Consider the following 21623-nt stretch of genomic DNA (forward strand, 5'->3'; position numbering starts at 1 on the left):
ATTTACAGGGCTTTCCGGGTGTGAAAATGACGCGGCAAGGGTTTTATACCTTTTCCCTCAAAAATGGCGTTCTACTGCGTAACATTTTATCGCTGTACCCATAAGAAAGCCGGGGCGCGGATAGTCTTTACCGACTGTCTGCGTCCCGGCTTTTAAAACTTCAAAACCACTTTGTTTTTTCATCTCTGAATTGTGGCATATCATTTTGGGCGTATGGATTATAGGTATTGAGATTACAACCAAATTCTTTCAACTCCATTATTTTGTTATTTTCCGTCCATACTATTAAAGAAATTCCGTCAAATTCTTCAATATTACCATTATTCATTTTGTTTTTGAAATACCATTCTACAATAGTTTGATTTTCCTTATGAAAAAATTGTTTAATATCCCACACTAAGACTTTTCCACGAGTATTCCATTCATCAAACCAATGTTTTACTGTTTTTCGACTTTCATACTTAGGACTCCAACTTTCAGTGTAAATCACATCTTCTGTAAAAATACTATCAATCCCTAAATCTTGTTGTTTTAGCCACATATCAAACCATAAATGAATAATTCTTTCTCTTTCATTCATAACTTTTAAATCCTTTCTCTATATTGATTTGAGGGGTTGCACTCTTATCTGCGGTAAGTAAACGGTATATCGTAAGGGGGATATACCACGTAGCAACGACAAGCCGCCATATTAAAATGCCCCCGCCGATAATGCCGTCCAAAATGAAGTTAATGGCAACGATACCCACCGTTCCAGCTATGTCATATCCATGCGGTACAAGCCATACGAACATACGGCGAATGCCAAAGGGGATACCGCAGCACAGCCATACATAAAAGTAATTGGTCTACCCGTCCTCTGTAAAGATGTTCTTGAACATGAAGAATAAAAACAATGCAATAACGGCGGGCAAAACGTTTCTCTTGAAAAAGTCTTTCCAAATTTCTCCGCGTGTCATGGTATCACTCCTTTTCCATTGGAAATTGTGGGATAGCTTCTAACAGTTTCATTATGAGTGTTTGCCGTAAATCTTCGTCGATTTCCTCTTTGATAGTCCCGTCCGGCTGACACTTTTTTACCATTGCAAGGCGGTTGATTTCGTCGCCGTAACAATCAAGCACCTTTTCCAACGCCCATTTTTCGCCCACAACGGCAGCGCATATCGTTTCATAGTCCGGCATTTCCTGTTCCATTTTCTGACACTTCCTTTGCTGAAAATGTATCACTTTAGTATGTGGCTACTGTCTTTGATAGGAACTATTATATCACACAAGTATGAACAAAACTACTCCCCGCGTTCTTTCCCTTTTTCCCGTTCCGGCTCTCTTGGCTGCCGTAAAATGCTGTCTATGTTCTGTTTGATAACGTCGTACTCTTTGACCTGTTTTTTCAGTTTGCCATAGTCCGCGTAAAGGGCTTCTTTCTGTTCCCGGAGCTTTTCATAGTCTACTTGTAGCGCGGCGACATTCGGGAGCTTGGAAACGCCCGCCGTTTTTAGTGCCTTTGCCGCTGCTTCATGGAGTATCAGACTGCTTTCCTGCTTTGCCCGGTATGCGTCCTTATCCTTTGCCCTGCGGTATGCTTCATAGACAGGTTTTGTCTTTTGGTAGGTGGTAACGTGCTTCATCAGCACCGCCATGTTTGCAAGACGTTTCTCCACGCTCTTTAATGCGTCTGCTGTCTTTTCATTTTCCGCATTTACTTCCTCAATCCGGCTGACTAAATCTGCGTACTGCTCAATCTTATGTTCTGTCAAGAAATTCATAGTCTTTGCAGCCAGTTTCAGATTATGGATTTTCGCCCACTGTTCATAGCCCCGGCTCTGCGCTGCCTTGATACTGTTTTCAATGTCAATAAGCAGCGATACGCCGCGCTGCTCTTTGGGAGCTTTCGCCGCCTTTGTGCGCTTGCCCTCTATCCGTTCTTTGATTGCTTCCTCTGTATAATCTGCACCGAGGGTTTTTAAGCGGGTAAACCGTTCCTGTCCCGGAGCGCGGCAGGAGATATATTTTCCCGGCTTTATCTCATAGCCCGCTGCCTGTAACCGCTGCAACAATTCTTCAAAACTTGCCACTTGGGGGATAAGCGTATCAACGGTAATTTTCAGCTTGCCTTTCCAACTTGCACCGACCTTTTCCGCTTGATATTCTGCATAGCTTTTTCCCTTGCTGCCCTTACCCGGAACGACAACGGACAGCCCGTTTTCCCGGCACAGCTTATCGCTCATGTTCCGTATGCCATAGTAGCTGCGTTTATTGGAATTGTATTTGTGGTAGTCAACAAAATTGACCGCACAAAAAATGATATGGTTATGGATATGCCCTTTGTCTATGTGGGTAGTTAAGACGTATTCATGCTGTCCCTTTGTTACCGCGTCGGCAAGCTGTTTCCCGATTTCGTGGGCTTTCTCATAATCCACTTCCCCCGGCTCAAAGGACTGTATCAAATGGTGGGCGAGATTGTTCCCTTTCTCTATGGCTTGTGCAAGCGTAAATCCAAACTCAATATCTGCCGTTTCATAGCTGCACCCAAAGGAGGACACAAGCGTTTTCCCGTCTGTTTTATCCGGGTTTTGGATATAGTCAAGGGCTTTGCTCAACGTGCTTTTAATAGGCTTAATCTTTGTAACCGCCATATCTCCGCAAGCACCCCCTTTATTTCCTCTATGTCCTCTTGGTAGACGCTGCCTGTCGCGTTGACACGCTTTGCAATCTGATTGATATTGACCCCGATTTTCTGTATCTCCGCTGTCATGGCTTTTATGTCGCTATGGTCTGTCTGAATGATATACCCGTCAATGGCAATCTTGCGAAGATACGCCGCCATGTTCCGGGTGGGGACGAGCTTCATTTTCTGCTCAATCAATGCCCGTTCTTCCTCTGTTACATAGAATTTGATTTGTACTTTTCTTTTGCGTCCATTCATGCAATCACTCCTTTCCGTTCCGAGGGTTTGGGACACTTCCCAACAAGCAATTTTCAACCGACGCACCGCAGGACGGGAGGGAGAAAATACGGAAAAGGGTACTCTTTTCCTATGCTTGCTACGAAAGTTTTTTCCTCACTGGTTACTACAACGCAATGCTCTATATGCCAAAAAAGAGCAAAAGAAAAACGCTGCAATCTGTAAAGATTACAACGCTTCCTAAATCATATTCAATTTGCCGGACACATTTATTTGTCCTCTTTTTCGACTTCTGAAATTTCTTTTGCAGTTGCCGTTACAATCCGTATGCCATTATCGCTCATATCATCAAGGAGAGCGTCGAGCTGCCGCCGCTTTGTATCTTTTTGGGTGGGCGTATCTAAAAGAAACTGGTCTACGGATATATTGTAACGAAGCATAAGCTCAAAAAAGATTTGCAGACTGGGGTGCTGTCCTTTGTTTTCGATATTTGCAAGATAGCGAGGAGAAATATACATTTCATCACTTACCTGTTTGCGGCTTTCTTTGCGCCCCGTCCGCGCAGCTTTTATAGCTTCTCCAAATGCCTTGAAGTCATATTTTTCTACCGGTCTTTTTGCCATATTTATTCACCCAGTTACATTTTACTGTTCCCCTTTCTCTTTGGATATGTCTATACAGTTCCACTAAATAGCCATAATAATTCATATTTATATACTTGCTATTGTTCGTGTGTCCGACTATAATTATTATGATAAGATTTTCAGAAAGGACGGGTGTTGTTATGGAATATATGTCTTGCCCCGAAGCAGCAAAGAAGTGGGGAATTTCTGAAAGGCGGGTACAGATACTTTGCAGGGAGAAACGCATACAGGGTGTTTCAAAACTTGGGTATATGTGGTTGATACCAAAAGACGCGGAAAAACCGATTGACGGTAGAACCAAACAAGGAAAGGAGCTATACCATGAATAAAGTTTTGATTATAGATGATGATAAGGAACTTTGTGCGCTGATTAAACGCAGCGTGCTATCAGAAGATATAGAAGCTGATTTTTGTAATACGGGAAAAGAGGGATTACAAAAATTAAAAGAGAGAGAATATCAACTTGTGATACTGGACGTTATGATGCCTGGTATGGACGGATTTGAAACATTGGAAGAAATTAGAAAAGAAAGCAGCCTGCCGATTTTGATGTTTACATCAAAAAATGACAGTGCTTCTAAAGTACGCGGTTTAAGGGCAGGAGCTGATGATTATTTGACAAAACCTTTTGACATGGACGAACTGATAGCCCGTATCGTTTCCCTTATACGCCGTTATACCCGTTTCAATCAACAGGACGGAATATCACAGCAACTTGAATTTGACGGGTTGAAAATTGATATTGAAAATCGTTCTGTTACTACGGAAAATGGAACTTTTGAATTGCCTCCAAAAGAATTTGACTTACTCTTATACTGCGCGAAAAATCAAGGGAAAATTCTGACAAAGCAACAGATTTATGAAGAAGTGTGGAGAGAGGAATATTTCTATGATGACAGCAACATTATGGCGATTATCAGCCGACTTCGCAAGAAATTAGAGGTAAATCCCGGAAGTCCAAAATATATTCAAACGATTAAAGGTATCGGTTATCGTTTTAACAAGGAGGTTTGATTTTCTATGGAAGCAGTCATTTTTCTATCCATAATAATTGCACTTTTCTCTATTCTTGTTTCCTGCTTTGCTATTCGACGTGTTAAAAAACAGATAGCCGAGATAACAGACGCATTGATTGATGTAAAAAACGGAAATGGAAACAGACGTATTTTATCTGCAACAAATGAACTGGTAGCCCCTCTTGCCTATGAAATAAATGAGATTGTTGTGTCTTATGAGAGCAGGCTTTCTACTGTCCGGCAGACAGAAGAAACAAACCGACAGCTTATGACAAGTCTTTCCCATGATGTTCGGACACCGCTTACAACGCTTATTGGGTATCTTGACGCTGCACATAAAGGAATTGTTACAGGAAAAGACAGGGACGACTATATCGAAACAGCCCGCCGCAAAGCTCACGATTTGAAAGAATATATTGATGTTCTTTTTGACTGGTTCAAATTAAATTCTAATGAGTTTGCTATGGATATAAATATTGTTGAAGCTGCGGAGCTGACACGAAATATCTTGATTGACTGGATACCCATATTTGAAGATAAGCAGATAGATTACAATATTGATATTCCCGAACAGCCTTTCCGGGTAAAACTTGATACGGACGGCTATATGCGGATATTGAACAATCTTATTCAGAATGTAATTTCTCACAGTCATGCGGATAAAATAGAAATAATCCTATCAAAGCAGGAAAAAAATATGCAAATCCGATTAGCAGATAATGGAATAGGGATTGAAAAAGAAGATTTGAAGCATATTTTTGAACGGCTCTATAAATGCGATAAGGGACGGTCTGAAAAAGGCAGCGGTCTTGGGCTTTCTATCGCACACCAACTTGTAGAAAAAATGAACGGCACAATAACAGCAAATAGCACACAGGGAACAGGAACGGAATTTACTTTGCTTTTTCCCTTAGCAAATTAAGGTTCTCCCGTTCTTTTGACGGGAGCCTTAATTATTTTTGGGACAATATTTCAAATTGCAAGGTTAATGCAAGGTTGCGGCAAGGTTAATGCAAGGTTGGTATGATAGAATAGTTTACAGAACAGGAGGTTTGAATATGGACAAAAATTATATCATTGAAACAAAAAATCTTACCAAACAGTACGGCTCACAAAAGAGTGTCGCTGACTTAAATATTCATGTGCAGAAAGGGAGAATTTACGGACTGCTTGGAAGAAACGGAGCCGGAAAAACGACCACTATGAAAATGCTACTTGGATTGACAAAGCCAACTTCCGGCGAAGTTAAAATATGGGGAAAGTCTTTGCAGGGGAATGAAAAGAAATTGTTGCCCCGTATCGGTAGTCTGATTGAGTCACCCGGTTTTTACCCTAATTTGACTGCTACGGAAAACTTACAAATTTTTGCTACCTTACGGGGCATACCCAACCGTCATTCAATTAAAAACACATTGGATTTGGTAGGATTGCCTTATAAAGACAAAAAACTGTTTTCCCAGTATTCTCTTGGTATGAAACAACGGCTTGCGATTGCACTTGCAGTTATGCACGACCCTGAACTTCTGATTTTAGATGAACCTATCAATGGGCTTGACCCGATTGGAATTGCAGAAGTACGTTCTTTTATTCGCGAGCTTTGCGATACAAAGGGAAAAACAATTTTAATTTCCAGTCATATCCTTTCGGAGATTTCTTTGCTAGCAGATGATATTGGAATTATCGACCATGGCGCACTATTGGAAGAAGAAAGTCTTGCGGAACTGGAACAAAAAAGCAGCAAACATATCCGATTTACTCTTTCTGATACCGCACAGGCAGCAAGAATTTTAGAGCGTACTTTCCATGAGAGTCATTTCTCTATACAGGACGACCACAATTTACGCTTGCATAATCTTGATTTGTCCGTAGGAAAAATCGTGACTGCTTTTGTAGAAAATGGATTGGAGGTATCAGAAGCCCATACTTGTGAAGAAAGTCTTGAAGATTACTTCAAGCGTGTGACAGGAGGCGAAGGAATTGCTTAAACTGATTAAGTGCGAATTTTGGAAATTAAAGCGAAAAAGACTGTTGTATGCACTGATGTCATTGTCGTTATTTTTTCCGTTGATTTTGGCATATATGGCAAAGGCGGGAACTGGTGCAGATACAACAGAACACTATCTTCAAACCCGATTTGATTATGTCTATACAATGATGTTGGGATATGGTTTAGTTTTTTTGCTTCCATGTCTAATTGGTATCATTGCCGCTATTTTGTTTTTTATAGAAAGAGATTGTGATACTTCCAAAAACCTTAGAACAATTCCAGTTACAAATACACAACTCATTATGGCAAAAATTTCTATGCTCTTTATTTTCAGCGTTGCATTTTGTCTGATAAGCACATTGTCTGTTGCGTTGTTTTGTAAATTGTTTCATGTAGGAATGGTTTACGGTATGACTTATAAGATATTTATGAGCCTTATTTTTGGAGTTCTTATCGTAGCAGCTTCTTTACCGATTGTATTTTTAATTATTTACTTTAACAAAAGTTTTTTACTTTCTATCCTGCTTGCTTTTTTTTATTCCATTTTTAACTGGGGCATACTGGGAACGATTGGGACATCTATAAGTGCTGCCAAAATTGCTTTCTTAAATTCTTTTCCGGTTATATGTGTTATGAACTGGACAAGCGGCTTAATGATGGATAATTTGCAAAAAGATAATCTTTTGCCGGAAGCCTATGCGATTGTACCAACTACTTTCCATACAATTTTTATTATGGCAATTACAGTTGTACTTTCTTTGTGGCTGATAATTCGCTTTTATAAAAAATGGACGAGGTAAAAGATATGAGAAATATAATAAAAACTGAATTTTTAAAATTAAAACGATATTCTGTAATAAAAGCCGGAATTATTATGACAACACTTTCTCCGTTGCTGTCACTGTTTTATTCCACAGCCAACGGTGGACCGACATGGACGTTTGACTATTTTATGCAACAGGTTATGATTAGTAATTGTACCTTATTTTTTCCGATTATTATTGCACTGATTGCAGGTTATATCATAACAAGGGAATATACAGACGATACTATGAAGAATATATTAACAATTCCTATTCCATATAAACAGTTACTTTCTGGAAAATTACTTATTCTATTGCTGTTGACAATCAGCTTTAGTCTTATAGGTTGTGTGATAGCATTAGTAATCAATATTATTGTCGGATTTCCGGGAGTTCATTTTGGCAATCTACTCAATATGTTTATTCGTGTTACTGGGGCGAATATAGGAATTTATATTTCAGTCTTGCCGATTATTCTGATATTCTGTTGTTCGGCAAATAATTTTTTGGGTGGAGTTGCACTAGCTTTTGTGTATGGATATTTTGGAACTTTTGAAGGAACACTGTTAAATTATTATCCGATTAAAGCAAGCATGATTTTAGTAGACCCTACTTGTGGTGCGGAATATGGTTATACTTATCACATTTTCCCCGCTTTCATTACAATAGTTTTGACTTTCTTGATTTCTATGATTATTCTTGCAAATAAAAAGAAAGAACCCGGTACATTGACTGTTGGTAAGAAGAAAAAAGCAGTTAGAAAAAAAGGTTGGTAAATACCAAAAAGATTGAACCGAAAATATGTATCATCTATTTAATAATTATGGAGGTAAAGATATGATGTATAGGACAGAATTATTAGAAGAAATTACTATTGAAAATGCGACAGTGAAAATCAATGCCAAAATAGAGGAAATGGAAAAGGAAAGCTATCGCCTTGTCACAATGTCATTTTGGGGAACCGAAAGGGCTGTATTGGTTTTCAAAAAAGGATTAAAGGGCAGTTTGCTTTAATATGTAGCTATCTAAATAGAAAATTACTCATTCTAAATTAACATCGGAGGTATAACTTATGGAAAAGGAAACAACAGGAACTGTAATTTCAGTTACAAAACAATGGTGGTTAAAAGTAAATCGTAAACCTGTCCGTACCCATGCTATGGATGGTGCAGCTTTTCCACATATTATCAAGGTCAAATACACGATAGGCGTCAAAGATTACACCTGCCAAAAATGGATTGGCGCAGGAAACAAAATTCCTGACAAGGGAACAACGATTAAAGTTATCTATTGTGAAGATAAACCATCAAAAGCAAGAATTGAACTCTGATTCAAATAGCTTGATATGGTAGGTTTTATTCGGTGTGGAGTAACAAGTTTTGGTAATTTGGATTCCTCACTACTGAAAAAATAGTGTCTTTTATGCACACTTCCTAATTCTACGCTACGACAGCAAAAGAAAAAAAGCCGTCGTAGCGCAGACATATTTTCACGCGCATTTGAAGCGGTGGCTTTAATTTTTAGAGCCGCCGCTTCTTTTTGTCTACTGCTAACATAAATTAGCGGCATTTAGGAGGGCTGCCGCTATGGGGATTTCTTTGTTGCTATACAGCATACATAGGTTACATTCATTAAAAAAAGTATAGCTCCCCCACCGGACAAGTCCGACTATACAGATGAACTATCAAATCAATTAAATACTGCTGTTATTTCCTATGCGTCGGTCTGCGCCTTGCAGATGGGCGCATTTTGCATTTTACAGAAGATTTTTCAAAGAAATTTTCGCTTTCGTCCGGCGTTTAAAAAAGTCGTCTGTATTATCCCGCGAAAAGGGGAGGTACTACCGCCTTTCGGCAGAAAGGAGGTGATTACATGGAACCTAATCGCAGAGAATTTCAGAAGCAATGTGTCTTTCAAAGTTTCTGTAAACGGGTGCTACACAACGAAGCCTGTAACGCCCATGATGAAATCCGGCGACGCAGGAAACGGGAAGTTTCTTTTTGTGACCTTGCCTTGCATGAGGAACGGCAGCTTTACACTACGGATAAATATTTTCAAGCTGAAACAGCCGAGCCGACTTATCAAATGGCAGGAAAAGAAATAACCCCGAAGTTATTGCTTGAAGCAATACGCACCCTGCCGGAAGAAAAGAGAACTGCTATACTTCTGTACTATTTCGAGGGCATGACTGACGTGGAAATCGGAAAAATGTTCAATACGTCGCGCAGCACGATACAGTACAGACGGACAAGCTCTTTTGAACTGTTAAAGAAATATTTGGAGGAACACGCTGATGAATGGAACGAATGGTAATCAAAACGACTACCCGGAAAATGCCCTTGTTCCCTATCCCGTTATTTTGGCGGCGAGCAAAGGCGACCCGGACGCTATGAAAATGGTCTTGCAGCATTTCAGCGGCTACATAGCAAGTCTTTCCATGCGGAAGCTCTACGACGAGCGCGGCAATGTCTATTATGGCGTTGACGAGGATATTCGGGAACGGCTGCAAGCAAGACTGATGAGGGCTATCCTCACTTTTCGGGCTGAATAACCTACGCGATATTGGAACGCTTCTTTCCCCTTTTCCGTTCCATACCGCAAGACAGCCCCCTGCTCTTTGATAAAGAAAGCGGCGCAATAGAACGGCGACGCAGCATAAGGCAAATCGGATACGTTCCTTTTGTGCCGAGCCATGCGGCGGGTACGCCATGACCTTTCTCTTAACAGAAAAGCGAGCGAGAAATACCACACCGTAAAGCAGGGATAGCAGCCTGCGGGCGATAACGCACAGAATACATAATGATACTTCCTTACAGCCATAGTCCGAGCGTTAGAAGCGTCGCAGGCAATGGGTAGGGCTTCGGCAGACCGCCGGAGGGGTGCAAGTCCCATGAGGTTACGCTAATAGCCGTCCGATTAAAGCCTATGTTACAGATTGATTTTTGACCCATTAAGAAAGGGGGACGACAAATTGAACAATAACGACGTGCCGATTTGGGAAAAGTACACTCTTACCATAGAAGAAGCAGCAAAATATTTCCGTATCGGAGAAAGCAAGCTGCGGAAACTGGCAGAAGAAAATCCCGTCCCGGACTGGGTAATGATGAACGGAAACCGTATTCAGATTAAGCGTAAGCAGTTTGAAAAAATGATTGATACGGTGGACGCAATCTAATAGTGAAATCGAGCCTTGAATGTGGTACAATGTAGTCAAGCATATCAAGGCTCTTTCCATTATGGAAAGGAGCATAACGATGTCGGAAAAAAGACGGGATAATAAAAATCGTATTCTCCGCACCGGAGAGAGCCAGAGAAAAGACGGGAGATATGCCTACAAATATATAGATACCTTTGGGAAACCGCAGTTTGTTTATTCTTGGAAGTTAGTGCCTACGGACAAAACCCCGGCAGGAAAGCGCGACGATATAGCGTTGAGGGAAAAAGAGAAAGAAATCCAAAAAGACCTTGACGACGGTATCGACCATATCGGAAAGAAAATGACGGTCTGCCAACTCTACGCAAAGCAGATACGCCACCGGGCAAATGTGCGGCATGGTACAAAGCAGGGGCGAAAACAGCTCATGCGGATTTTGCAGGAGGATAAACTTGGAGCCTGCCGGATTGAAAATGTGAAGCTCTCCGACGCAAAGGAATGGGCGTTACGCATGAAAGAAAAAGGTTACGGCTTCAAGACTATCAACAACCACAAGCGTTCCTTAAAGGCTGCCTTTTACACAGCCATACAGGACGATTGTATTCGTAAAAATCCATTTGACTTCCAGTTGAACACAGTCCTTGAAGATGATACGGAACCAAAGGAACCTCTATCCCCTACGCAGGAAGCGGCTTTTCTGTCCTTTGTACAGCATGATAAAGTCTATCAGAAATACTACGACGAGATTATCATACTGTTAGGGACAGGGCTTCGCATTTCGGAACTCTGCGGACTGACGGAAGCTGACATTGACTTAGACAAACAGCTTATCAATGTAGACCACCAACTTTTGAAGATTGCAGATGTGGGCTACTATGTGGAAACGCCTAAGACGAAAAGCGGCAACCGGGTTATTCCTATGAGTGAAAAAGTGTTGGAAGCATTTCAACGGGTGCTAAATAAACGGAAATATGTACAGCCTGTTATTTTAGAGGGCTACACAAAGTTTCTGTTCCTTAACCGGAACGGCTTGCCAAAAGTGGCAGTCAACTATGAAAGTATGTTCCGGGGGCTTGTAAGGAAATACAACAAAACGCAAAAGGTCGCATTGCCAAAGGTAATGACACCGCACACCTTACGCCACACATTCTGCACCACGTTAGCAAATGCGGGAATGAACCCTAAAGCATTGCAATACATCATGGGACATTCCAACATCAATATGACGCTGAACTATTACGCACACACAACTTCCGAAACGTCAATAACCGAAATGAAGCGGCTGATTGCATAGTAGTAAATGGAGAATTTACTACTCCACATACTACTTTTGAACACAAAAACATACGGGGATATAAGAAGATTTGAGAGTATCTTCCACAATGAAAAATGCCGGAAAAGCCTGTAACAATAGGCTATACCGGCATATAAGAACTTTTGAAAAGATAGTCAAAAATTACTTTGTGATTTAAATAGACATTTTATAACTTCATCCCCCCAGGAATTCCCAAATCCTCTCCCACCATCACGTAACGTACAATCCAATAATTTAAAATTATTCATCCAAACCTCCCCCTAACTTTACCAGATATAATTCTTCATATGAATCGGTACCGTTAAAAACATCTGGTGTGCGCAGGCCATTCGATATTCCAACAAACTCAATGTTCAACATTTCTGCTGTTCTCCTATCCGCCTCTGTATCCCCTATCAAAATTGCTTTATTGTACTCTAATTTAGATAATATTTGAAATTTCGAATCTACTTCTGATGACTTTGTACAAATTATTTTATCAAAGTTATACTTAATTCCAAATTTCTCCAACTGCCTATCCAAAGAAGATTCCTCAAACCTATTCGTTACCAACCATAACTTTTTTGTATCTTTTTTCAATCTGGATAGTGTTACTTCAATATTTGGTTTGAGGTAATCTAACATTAAATATTCGGCTTTTTCTATTCTTTGTTTCCAAATTTTTAAAAATGTTTCCTTATCACCTCTAAGGTCGGAATACTCTAATATCTTATCAAGACTAACCCTTTTCCTTTTCATTTCCCAATAGATATTAATATCTAAAGGAATTCCTTCCAATATATTCACAGTATCTGTATAACATTTATAATGCTTGTATTTTCCTTCTAATATCGTACCGTCTAAATCTAAAAAAATATAGTCATACATAATCTACACCCTGTTAATTAATTGCTTAATTTGAATTTCAGTCGTTAATATCGGTTCTCTATCCATCCCTCTAAGCCACAAAAGGCCATCAGGCAATGGATTCTTCTTTTTTTCTAAACAAGGGAATTTTTTATATAACGCTATATCTTTGTAAATTTTAGGCATATTCAACCCTGCCTCTGTAAAAAAATAAATAGTTGTAAAAAAACGGGAAATATTTATTTCTGTAGGATTGGGAAAACCAGATTTGTCATATGTCATATCAACTCCATATATACCATGGGGCCTTGAATCAATTGACAATATGGCATCTTCAGCTACTCTGTCTACAATTATATTCGAATACGTTTCACCCACCTTCGTTATACCCGTAACTCCAGATAAGGTTCTGTTTCCGAAATTCCAAAGCCTGCGTTTTCTTGTCTGGGCCACTACCAATTCCCCCTCAAACCAAATAGAACTCCAAGTAACCGTATCTGATGTTAGTAACTCCGCAGCCATAAAGTTACCCCAGCCCTGAAATCTATCAATCCATTTTTTTGCGAATTCATAGTCATTCGTAGGCAGAGCTCCTTTTCCTCCACCTCCAACAGTTGCCCGCAGCCATATGGAACCATCATTATTCCCCAAACTGTCAAATGCCTTTTTTAAATCTTTTTCTGTATGAACCAACATAGACTTCGGCAAACGTAATCCCGACTTTACCCATATTTCATAAGATTTAGATTTATTGACACAATTTTCTATCGTTTCATGAGATGGCATATAAACTTTTATTCCCATATTTGAAATATCATCTCTAATTTTAGATATCTCCCATATCTCAATATCATTTTGGAAATGGATAAAATCCGGCCGCTCCTTTTCAAAGACATGAAACAGTTTCTCTTTATAGCCCTCTTCTCCAGCATAAGGAATCTGATATTTTCGTTTTGCGGCTGACAACATCAAATCATACGGCTCACTGCCGACCCCAACCACTTCCTCCGGCTCCTGGCATATTGATTTAATAACATTTTCTGAAGGAGCGCCTCCCGCTCCGCCTATAATAATTTTAGACACCTTCATTTCCTCCCACAGCAAATAGCAGACTACAATTCACACAAAATGTCCGCCAGAGATAAAATCGGACAACTAACCCTGGCTTTCAGAACCTTCTCAATTGAATCAAAATAAGAAACCGGAGTAACAACGATAGCATCAACGCCAGACACAATCTCTCCTATTCCTTTCATCTCAATATCTCTCGTAATACAGGATGCATTTTTATCGATTCCATATACAACTTTTATATCCGTATCCCTCAACTCATTCAACAAAATTTCGCCCAAAGCGCCCATACCATAAATTGCAATAGAATTAAAATTATACTTTTCAAAGTACTGTACGATAGAATTTCCTTGCTGTTTAGCCGCAAACCAATGCTGCATTAATTGAAAAAATTCCTGTTCCTTATAAAACAGTTCTCTATAAGTCCTTGCCTTTTTTTTAATAAATTCGCCTAAAATCAACAAGCTTGTAATTCCAGTTAAAATAATTGCCTGTTCTTTTTTTTTCATGATTATAATCCTCTTCAAAAGCCTTTTAAAGCGTATTACCACTATATATGCCTAACATTAGTATCGGTTTATTACCTGTATGACATATTCCACTTCTTCATCTGACATCCCGTCATATAAAGGTAACGAAAGGACCTGTCTAGCATACTGTTCTGTAATTGGAAGTTGTCCTTCTTTTATTCCTAAATAAGAATAAGCTTCCGATAAATGAGGGGGTATCGGGTAATGTACCAAAGTCTGTATTCCATTCCTTTTTAAAAAATCAATCAAACATTCGCGCTGGCATGTCCGTATAACATATTGATGCCAGACGGGCTCCGCTTCTTTCTGGATAAGAGGTAATTTAATTCTATCATTTTTAATTTTTTCTGAATATCTTTTGCATATATCCCTTCTCCTTTTAATGAGCGTTTCCAGATATGACAGCTTTATCCTCAATAGTCCAGCCTGAATTTCATCCAATCTGGAATTTATTCCAACCACCTCATTATAATATTTAATCTTGCTTCCGTAATTCCTGTAACACTTCGCTGCCTCTGAAATTTCGCATAAATCAGTAGCCAATGCGCCGCCATCCCCAAATCCTCCCAGATTTTTAGTTGGATAAAAGGAAAAGCAGCTAATATGCCCAAATGAACCTGTCTTTTTTCCCATATAATCTGCCCCATGAGATTGGGCACAATCTTCCACTACCTTCAATCCATAATTTTGCGCTAATTCCATCAGCGAATCCATTTTTGCTGGCTGCCCATATAAATGGACGGCTAAAATAGCTTTTGTATTTTTTGTTATATGGCTTTCTATCTGATCAACATCTATATTATAATATTCATCCGGTTCTACAAAAATAGGTATGCCCCCATTTCTTGTAATGCCCATCACGCTGGCAATAAATGTATTTCCCGGAACCAAAACTTCATCCCCCGGCCCAATTCCTAATAAATAAAAAGCCATTGTCAGCGCATCCAGCCCATTTCCAACGCCAACACAGTATTTGACGCCTAAAAACTGTGCAAACTCCATTTCGAATCTTTCAAGTTCCTCACCCAAAATATATCTTCCTGACCGCAGTATCTCTATCGCCTTTTCCTCAAGTTCTTTTTGGTGCTGGAAAAACCCATAATCCAAGCGGTTACAATCTATCTCCATTTTTTTTATCCTCGCTCATTTCATAGGTATAAGATAAAAACTCTTCATAACTACGTATGTAATCCTCTTCCCTATAATAATCTGATGCCAATACCATCAAAACCGCATCTTTAGAAAAATCATACATTTCCCGCCACATATTATTAGCAACATATAGGCCTTCATATGGCTTTTCTAGATTAACCACCTTTTTCTCGGAACCATTATCCAACAACACCTTACAGCTTCCGTGAATGCATATCATAATTTGCTCAAGGAACTTGTGAGCATGAAACCCACGGCTGACGCCATCCAAGGTATCGTACATATAATATACTCTTTTAATCACAAAAGGAATATCCTTGAATTCCTCTAAAGATACCAATTGTCCTCTTTCATCTCCATGCTGTTGGAATGAATATTTTATTACCCGCATAAACTTAACCTCCAATCTCCTCATAATTGTTATAGAATTCATGGTAAGTTAAGCGTCTAATATACCCATTTATAAATTCTTCGCTGTCAACATCTTCCATGTATACATCAAACTTTGTATTTCGCTTCAATAGAATATTCAATAGCTCTTGTCTAAACTCCTGCTCCGATATTAGCAAACTTTTAAGCTTCTGTTCTTGCTTTTCCCGATATCCAGGCTCTCGCATCAGCCTATCAAGTTCTTTCATCAAGTTTTCTTTTTCCTTAAATTCAAACTGTACCTCACAGTTTTTTCTCAGAAGCAGTTCTTCCATCGACTGTCCATATACTTTCAATCCTATGGGGATTTTTCCCTCTGCAATTGCCTGTTGAAACATTAGTCCACCGTTTATAGGGTATGTCATTAAATACAAACAGCAACGCTTCATTATTTCCGGTAAGTCTAATCGTTCTTCGATACAGTAAACTCTCTTTGGAAATAAATAACTTAATTCCAATAGTTTACTATTAACTTCTGCATTGGACACGTCCCCAGCATACAAAAAATAGACTTCAGAATATTCCTTCAATATATCCTTTACAATTTCATAGTATAAATTATCGTTACTAATAGTTTTGTATAATGCACCGCCCGAAAAAATAAACCTTGTTGAATCCGGAAATGGTAGTCCTTGATATTTTTCCTTCCGAATAACAGGATAGTAAGGAAGCATCAATATCTTTTCTTTCTCAATTTTTCTTTTTTGAATTGAAATATTGTAACCGTAGACTCTAAACTCAATGCAATAGTCAAATGCAAACCGCCCAAGCCAAAACGCATGATCTGTCAAATTTATTTGGAACCTTACTCTTTTTTTGTGATACAAGGAAAAGACAGTAAGCCCAATGACATCATATGGAGTTGTATACAGAAACATATATTTAGCGGAAATTGCCTCAATTATGTCACGTAATTGTATAATACCGTCTTCTATTTCTGATGATATATACATAATAGATGAACCATTATGGGAAGCTTGTATTTCTTCTCTCAATACATCCATCCCCTCTTTTTTATCCTCAAACGTCACATAAAAAACAATAAATCCCAGACTTATCAGAGCCCTTAAATAAATCAAAGCCAATCCTCTGTATGAAAGCGCAAACGCATCATAAAATATAATATATCTGTCATTAATTCCCTCTGTGATTTTTAGATTTAAACCATATGCGGACTGCAACAATTCATTTTCCAATTCTTCGTCTAAATACTGATAATTTGTAATGTATTCAACTTTTCCTAATCGCTCTATATGTTTTAGAGCTTCTATATATTTTTCTGTTTCGACTAATAAATTTACTGTTTTACGCCCGTTTTCAATTTCCTGTTTGTATATATAATATTTCTTAAATAAGTAGTCGAGTTTAGTAATCAACGAACCCGCCAATGAATCATCTGTTCTTTCTTCAAAATGTAAATAGTTTTCATCAATCTTCTCCGTCCTCTCCATGTCCAAAATCCTACTCGCTACGTAGGATACAGAAGGGACCAGCCACCAATATGGCACATAATCATATTGTTCCTCAAGACCATATTGAGCCAGTTGTTCTTTCACCGGCAAATAATATTTTGTTCCAATTATAAAAAAGTATTTTTTCCATTCCTGATGTAATAGTTCTGACGGATGAAATATTCTAATTCCCAAAATTTCCATTCCACTTATTGCTTTGTTATTATCTAAAATAAAACTTATATCTAGCCTTTTTTTTAGATACGGGAGTATCTGATTAGCTATTTTCCCCGCGCCCCAAAAGACAATTATCCTACTTTTACTGTCCACTATCTTTTTATCCAAAAACTCAAAAATATTTTCAAGATACACATATTTAACTTCGGAATCAAAACGGGCACTATTCTGTTTTTCTACATTTAATAGTTCTTTTCTCTTTCCAATAATAATCCCTTTACATTTATTACTTTGAAATTCAGCAAAAGAGTAAACAGGTTTTCCATTATATTCTGCTAAATTAGGGGAGTCTGTAATATAGCCCCTTATATATACGTCATAATACAGAAGATTAAATGTCTCCCATATACTTGCATCTCCGAAAATCCATATATCATCTTTCTCTGACCATGGATAACTTTGTATTGATTTATACATATCTCCTTGTGTCCTCAAAAAAAAATCTCTCAACAAATTTATCTGTTTGATAGAACCACTCAATATTCTTTTCAATTTCCTCTGTCGACCAATCCCACCACTTAATTTTTAAAAGCTTAACTCGTATCCCCTCTTCAAATCTAAAACGGATTAACCTTGCTGGATTCCCACCCACAATCGAATAAGGAAGTACATCCTTAGTGACAATAGCACCGGCAGCCAGGACAGCTCCATCCCCCACGTTAACTCCCGGCAGGATAATCACATTTGCGCCTATCCAGACATCATTTCCTATGAGGACCGGCCGGTTCTTTCTCAACTTGCTGTTTTCGAATAACGCGTTTTCTTCATACTTCCCATATTTCTCTATATACTTTTCCCTATCTATTGATTGTTCATAAGAATAAAACATCCTATAATCCAGCATGGGATGTGTTGTTACACAATCAAGCGGATGGTTATTCCAAATCCTTGCAGTAGAATTAATAGAACAATATCTTCCAATTTCAGAAGCTAATGGATACGATTCCAATAACCCCTCATATCCATACGTATATCTTCCAACTTTGCATCCCCGATAAATGATGTCCGTTTTAATATATCCTTCATTATCAAATAAATAAAAATAATCGTTATCCTGATAACCTTTTACCTTTCGCAAATAAGACTCAATCTCCGTATAAACTTTTACAATACTGACAATTACATAGTCTGTTTCTTTATTCAATTCCTGTGGAGATTTTACTCTTTTTCCATACCGTTCTATAATTTCTTCATAATTGGTATCAACAAAATATGTAATATCTAACCCTAAGCGTTCCAATTTCTCCTTAACAACTCTGCCGCCTTCCCCACTCCCCCAAACCACAATGTTTTTTTTACCTATATCTGCTATTATGTCAGGAATTTTTCTATCGCAGATACTTTCAAAATCGCGGATAATATCAAGCATTATGAATCCTCCCAGCAATTTTATGGATAATGATATGTTTAATCCTGCAATTCTCCACACTGCACATTATCTGTACGATTACACATTCATACTTTCAACAAATCCTTTTGAGTATGGAAAACGGCAACATAGATACAATCAAAAGATGCTTCATGCTTTTTACAATATAGGCAAATGCCCTCTGGTTTGTATAACTAAGTTGGGACGCTCTTCCTCCCTTATGGTATAGCTCTGCACCATTGACCTGTACCTCTCTTAAACCTGCCTTTGAAGCCAAAACATCTATAATATTCTCTTCACAGTACAAAAATGTATATGGATAAAAGCCGTTATAGTATCTGAAAAAATCAGGTGTAAACATGATTGCACATCCATGTATGACCACATGTGATTCTACTTTTTCTATTTTTTGTACAAATAGTTCTGATAGCCAATTCCATTCATGGGCATTTGCTAAAAATATCAAGTAGTGCAGAATGAATCCGGACACTCCCTTATAATTTCGAACCTTGTTTTCTCCTTTTAACCAATACGATGTGATTCTCGGACCAATCACCCCCACACCAGGACAATATGACTGAAATAGTTGGGAAAAAAAATCTTCTTGATAAAATATAGTGTCATTATTTACAACAAGAACAAATTTTGCTCCCATTTGTTTTCTTGCATAGCAGATTCCTATATTATTTCCCTTTGCATAACCTAAATTTTTACTGTTTTTCAGTATAACTACAGACGGTTCCTTATTAAATCGATTCATAAGCCTGACATAAGACTCATTATCTGAACCATTTTCAACAATTACAATTCCTTTTAAACTGTAACTATTATTCAGAATAGACTCCACACATTCTATGGTATCTAAATAGTTCCGATAATTTAATATTACAGCAGCAACGTTGCACTCCATTATATTTCTCCCTCGTATTACTGATGTATCTTCGAATAATACATTATAACCTCAGATATGGGGATAATTGGAATTTCAATTCCAACATGTCGCAAACTTTTTTTTATATTATCTATCTGAGAAATAACTGTCACAATAATAACATCAATATTACCATGTATTATGGCCCCCTCAATTCCAACCACATCTATTCCAGCTCTCGTTGGTTCTCCAGATTTATCAAAATTTTTATCTATAAAATATTCAATATGTACATCTGTATCCTTTAACTCTTCATACAGGCAATCTGCTAAAGGCGTCATACCATAAACAGCTATTCTTTCGTAACCATTATGTTCAAAATATCCTGCCATCTTTGAAGCATGGTATTTTAACATAAGCCACTGAAGCAACACATTATAGAGCCCTTGAAACTTTTTTCTAGAATTCATTTCATACCTGATAATTTGCTTTAATATATAAATATACATTCCACCAATTCCAAAAGCACCCAATAGCGTTATCGATAATCTTAGTTTTCTCATTTTTATTTTCATTTCTCTTCTATATCCTAGCTATAATCTGTCCCTGATATCTATGATCTTCTAAAAACCCAGAAACCCGTCCGCCAAGCACCTCATTGACATATTTATCTGCTATGATAACCCGTTCCTTCACATTCCGCAGAAACCACTCATATTCAAGATCAATATGCCCTGTATCAACCGCCTGATAGCCTGCTTTCGCAAGGTCATATGCAAGAACCGTAGCAGAAGGGCCAAGCGATATCAAGAACATTTTGTCTTTCGTAACTGTTTTTGCAGCCGCCAGGATTTCATCATAACAACCAAAGGCATTTTCAGCCGGTCCTATTATCCTCTGTATACTTGCAGAGTTATCTAATAAATCGTTCCCAATCCCCATTCCTGTTCCGCTGCCCTCAATAATTACCACATTTTTCTTACTCCATATCTGCTTTATTTTTTCGAAGCGTTTCAAAGCATCCTCTTTATCCTTATATATAAAATACGGCCTGGTTAGATAGGCATCACAATACGTTTTATCATAGTCCATAACACTGTCCAGATACTGCCTTACCTCAGAATTCATATATAACCGGATATCATATGCAGCCTCATCTGTATATCGCTCCAGGCTTCCAAATTGATCCGGTATTCCAATCAATATTTGTTCCGAATTACTGTCAAATACCTCTTTTAACCGTTCTGATAATTTTCTGTTATATTTTTGGAATAATGGTCTCTCTTTACCTCTCATTATTTCAAATTCACCATCTCCAAACCTACATAACGAGCATCCTTCATTCATGATTTTATGTATCACTTGGTCTGTATCCAAAATAATCGGAAAACGGATGCTTTGGTTACGGATAAAATCCATGGCCTCATACATAAAATTATCCTTCCACAACCTTATTTGATTCTCCAGACGCTTAATCTGATACTTCGATTCTAAACAAGCCGCATCCCTTCCCCATCGTTCAATATCAATAACCTCCCCCCCTTCTTTTCTCTCCATCTCTGAAGGAAAGAAAAATGGGATTACCGCATAATCTGGTACACCCAGAAGTTTTAACTGCTCCTTTATTTGTTGAATATGATTTAGAAGCGAAATTATAACATAATCAAAGGATTTATTTTTAATCTCGATTGGTTCCATAACAGGCACACCGTCTAAAGGGCCTTTTTCATGACAATCCTTTTTGTTATCCAGATAACCCAGCAGCTCCACATTTTCCTTTAAATCAAATCTGACCATCTGTGATTCTTCCATTGTGCCAAATATAAATACCTTGTATTTCAAT

General features: G+C 38.3%; 27 protein-coding genes and 1 pseudogene. 12 read left to right on the plus strand and 16 right to left on the minus strand.

The features are described 5' to 3' along the window. Nucleotides 1-160 precede the first annotated feature (160 nt). From DWX59_RS03490 to DWX59_RS03515, 6 genes and pseudogenes are all read right to left on the minus strand, one after another. Nucleotides 161-580, minus strand: a complete 420-nt coding sequence (locus DWX59_RS03490; RefSeq protein WP_011861104.1) for a nuclear transport factor 2 family protein — start codon at nucleotides 578-580, stop codon at nucleotides 161-163. Then, nucleotides 573-959 (minus strand): annotated as a pseudogene (locus DWX59_RS29160) (DUF6050 family protein). Before DWX59_RS29160 ends, DWX59_RS03490 begins: the two are co-directional and overlap by 8 nt. A gap of 4 nt (nucleotides 960-963) precedes the next feature. Beyond that, on the minus strand, nucleotides 964-1194 hold the full coding sequence (locus DWX59_RS03500; RefSeq protein WP_011861102.1) for a helix-turn-helix domain-containing protein: 231 nt from the start codon (nucleotides 1192-1194) through the stop codon (nucleotides 964-966). A gap of 92 nt (nucleotides 1195-1286) precedes the next feature. Beyond that, entirely contained in the window at nucleotides 1287-2636 is a 1350-nt protein-coding gene (locus tag DWX59_RS03505; RefSeq protein ID WP_069432108.1) for a relaxase/mobilization nuclease domain-containing protein, read from the minus strand. Next, nucleotides 2597-2926 carry a plasmid mobilization protein gene (locus DWX59_RS03510; RefSeq protein WP_009905253.1) on the minus strand — a complete coding sequence of 110 codons (330 nt, stop codon included), beginning with the start codon at nucleotides 2924-2926 and terminating at the stop codon, nucleotides 2597-2599. The genes DWX59_RS03505 and DWX59_RS03510 overlap by 40 nt, the downstream gene beginning before the upstream one ends. 248 nt (nucleotides 2927-3174) lie before the next feature. Further along, complete coding sequence (locus DWX59_RS03515) at nucleotides 3175-3528, minus strand: helix-turn-helix domain-containing protein (protein WP_016728880.1); 354 nt, start codon at nucleotides 3526-3528, stop codon at nucleotides 3175-3177. A 161-nt stretch (nucleotides 3529-3689) separates the two neighbouring features. Here DWX59_RS03515 and DWX59_RS03520 point away from each other — a divergent pair, with 161 nt between their 5' ends. From DWX59_RS03520 to DWX59_RS03570, 12 genes are all read left to right on the plus strand, one after another. Further along, entirely contained in the window at nucleotides 3690-3878 is a 189-nt protein-coding gene (locus tag DWX59_RS03520) for a MerR family transcriptional regulator (RefSeq protein ID WP_009905249.1), read from the plus strand. Continuing rightward, nucleotides 3871-4563: a response regulator transcription factor gene (locus DWX59_RS03525; RefSeq protein WP_021360404.1), complete on the plus strand. Its 693-nt coding sequence runs from the start codon at nucleotides 3871-3873 to the stop codon at nucleotides 4561-4563. The genes DWX59_RS03520 and DWX59_RS03525 overlap by 8 nt, the downstream gene beginning before the upstream one ends. Nucleotides 4564-4569: 6 nt before the next feature. Beyond that, nucleotides 4570-5487 carry a sensor histidine kinase gene (locus DWX59_RS03530; RefSeq protein ID WP_069432109.1) on the plus strand — a complete coding sequence of 306 codons (918 nt, stop codon included), beginning with the start codon at nucleotides 4570-4572 and terminating at the stop codon, nucleotides 5485-5487. Between the two features lie 136 nt (nucleotides 5488-5623). Next, nucleotides 5624-6550, plus strand: coding sequence for an ABC transporter ATP-binding protein (locus tag DWX59_RS03535; RefSeq protein WP_016728878.1), 927 nt, complete (start codon nucleotides 5624-5626; stop codon nucleotides 6548-6550). Continuing rightward, complete coding sequence (locus DWX59_RS03540; RefSeq protein WP_069432110.1) at nucleotides 6543-7352, plus strand: ABC transporter permease; 810 nt, start codon at nucleotides 6543-6545, stop codon at nucleotides 7350-7352. The genes DWX59_RS03535 and DWX59_RS03540 overlap by 8 nt, the downstream gene beginning before the upstream one ends. Then, nucleotides 7340-8131, plus strand: coding sequence for an ABC transporter permease (locus DWX59_RS03545; RefSeq protein WP_231303324.1), 792 nt, complete (start codon nucleotides 7340-7342; stop codon nucleotides 8129-8131). The genes DWX59_RS03540 and DWX59_RS03545 overlap by 13 nt, the downstream gene beginning before the upstream one ends. Nucleotides 8132-8192: 61 nt before the next feature. Continuing rightward, nucleotides 8193-8369 (plus strand): hypothetical protein, encoded by a 177-nt coding sequence (locus tag DWX59_RS28615; RefSeq protein ID WP_166460160.1) that lies wholly within the window; start codon nucleotides 8193-8195, stop codon nucleotides 8367-8369. A 58-nt stretch (nucleotides 8370-8427) separates the two neighbouring features. Then, nucleotides 8428-8685: a hypothetical protein gene (locus DWX59_RS03550; RefSeq protein WP_022621582.1), complete on the plus strand. Its 258-nt coding sequence runs from the start codon at nucleotides 8428-8430 to the stop codon at nucleotides 8683-8685. Between the two features lie 542 nt (nucleotides 8686-9227). Beyond that, complete coding sequence (locus DWX59_RS03555) at nucleotides 9228-9668, plus strand: RNA polymerase sigma factor (protein ID WP_018112814.1); 441 nt, start codon at nucleotides 9228-9230, stop codon at nucleotides 9666-9668. Next, on the plus strand, nucleotides 9649-9906 hold the full coding sequence (locus tag DWX59_RS03560) for a helix-turn-helix domain-containing protein (RefSeq protein ID WP_009905237.1): 258 nt from the start codon (nucleotides 9649-9651) through the stop codon (nucleotides 9904-9906). The genes DWX59_RS03555 and DWX59_RS03560 overlap by 20 nt, the downstream gene beginning before the upstream one ends. A gap of 420 nt (nucleotides 9907-10326) precedes the next feature. Then, nucleotides 10327-10530: an excisionase gene (locus tag DWX59_RS03565; protein WP_009905235.1), complete on the plus strand. Its 204-nt coding sequence runs from the start codon at nucleotides 10327-10329 to the stop codon at nucleotides 10528-10530. A 79-nt stretch (nucleotides 10531-10609) separates the two neighbouring features. After that, the gene (locus DWX59_RS03570) at nucleotides 10610-11803 is read left to right on the plus strand and encodes a site-specific integrase (protein WP_044477098.1); all 1194 of its coding nucleotides are present in this window, start codon (nucleotides 10610-10612) and stop codon (nucleotides 11801-11803) included. A gap of 261 nt (nucleotides 11804-12064) precedes the next feature. Here the strand turns inward: DWX59_RS03570 and DWX59_RS03575 are convergent, their stop codons facing one another. From DWX59_RS03575 to DWX59_RS03620, 10 genes are all read right to left on the minus strand, one after another. Continuing rightward, the gene (locus tag DWX59_RS03575) at nucleotides 12065-12691 is read right to left on the minus strand and encodes an HAD family hydrolase (RefSeq protein WP_117556248.1); all 627 of its coding nucleotides are present in this window, start codon (nucleotides 12689-12691) and stop codon (nucleotides 12065-12067) included. Between the two features lie 3 nt (nucleotides 12692-12694). After that, on the minus strand, nucleotides 12695-13753 hold the full coding sequence (locus tag DWX59_RS03580; protein ID WP_117557231.1) for an ATP-grasp domain-containing protein: 1059 nt from the start codon (nucleotides 13751-13753) through the stop codon (nucleotides 12695-12697). Nucleotides 13754-13782: 29 nt separating this feature from the next. After that, nucleotides 13783-14250 carry a hypothetical protein gene (locus DWX59_RS03585; RefSeq protein WP_117556250.1) on the minus strand — a complete coding sequence of 156 codons (468 nt, stop codon included), beginning with the start codon at nucleotides 14248-14250 and terminating at the stop codon, nucleotides 13783-13785. 57 nt (nucleotides 14251-14307) lie between these two features. Beyond that, nucleotides 14308-15399 carry a DegT/DnrJ/EryC1/StrS family aminotransferase gene (locus tag DWX59_RS03590; protein ID WP_117556252.1) on the minus strand — a complete coding sequence of 364 codons (1092 nt, stop codon included), beginning with the start codon at nucleotides 15397-15399 and terminating at the stop codon, nucleotides 14308-14310. Then, complete coding sequence (locus tag DWX59_RS03595; RefSeq protein WP_117556254.1) at nucleotides 15383-15814, minus strand: sugar 3,4-ketoisomerase; 432 nt, start codon at nucleotides 15812-15814, stop codon at nucleotides 15383-15385. The genes DWX59_RS03590 and DWX59_RS03595 overlap by 17 nt, the downstream gene beginning before the upstream one ends. 4 nt (nucleotides 15815-15818) lie before the next feature. Continuing rightward, nucleotides 15819-17957, minus strand: a complete 2139-nt coding sequence (locus tag DWX59_RS03600) for a hypothetical protein (protein ID WP_117556256.1) — start codon at nucleotides 17955-17957, stop codon at nucleotides 15819-15821. Next, a complete protein-coding gene (locus DWX59_RS29745; protein ID WP_117556258.1) occupies nucleotides 17950-18909 on the minus strand; it encodes a DapH/DapD/GlmU-related protein in 960 nt (319 codons plus the stop codon). Before DWX59_RS29745 ends, DWX59_RS03600 begins: the two co-directional genes overlap by 8 nt. Before the next feature lie 94 nt (nucleotides 18910-19003). Then, a complete protein-coding gene (locus DWX59_RS03610; protein WP_117556260.1) occupies nucleotides 19004-19819 on the minus strand; it encodes a glycosyltransferase in 816 nt (271 codons plus the stop codon). A gap of 17 nt (nucleotides 19820-19836) precedes the next feature. Next, nucleotides 19837-20355: a hypothetical protein gene (locus tag DWX59_RS03615; RefSeq protein WP_117556262.1), complete on the minus strand. Its 519-nt coding sequence runs from the start codon at nucleotides 20353-20355 to the stop codon at nucleotides 19837-19839. 7 nt (nucleotides 20356-20362) lie between these two features. After that, nucleotides 20363-21622 (minus strand): GT-D fold domain-containing glycosyltransferase, encoded by a 1260-nt coding sequence (locus DWX59_RS03620; RefSeq protein WP_117556264.1) that lies wholly within the window; start codon nucleotides 21620-21622, stop codon nucleotides 20363-20365. Between the last annotated feature and the right edge of the window lies 1 nt (nucleotide 21623).

The organism is Enterocloster aldenensis, from assembly GCF_003434055.1.
Taxonomy (GTDB): domain Bacteria; phylum Bacillota; class Clostridia; order Lachnospirales; family Lachnospiraceae; genus Enterocloster; species Enterocloster aldenensis.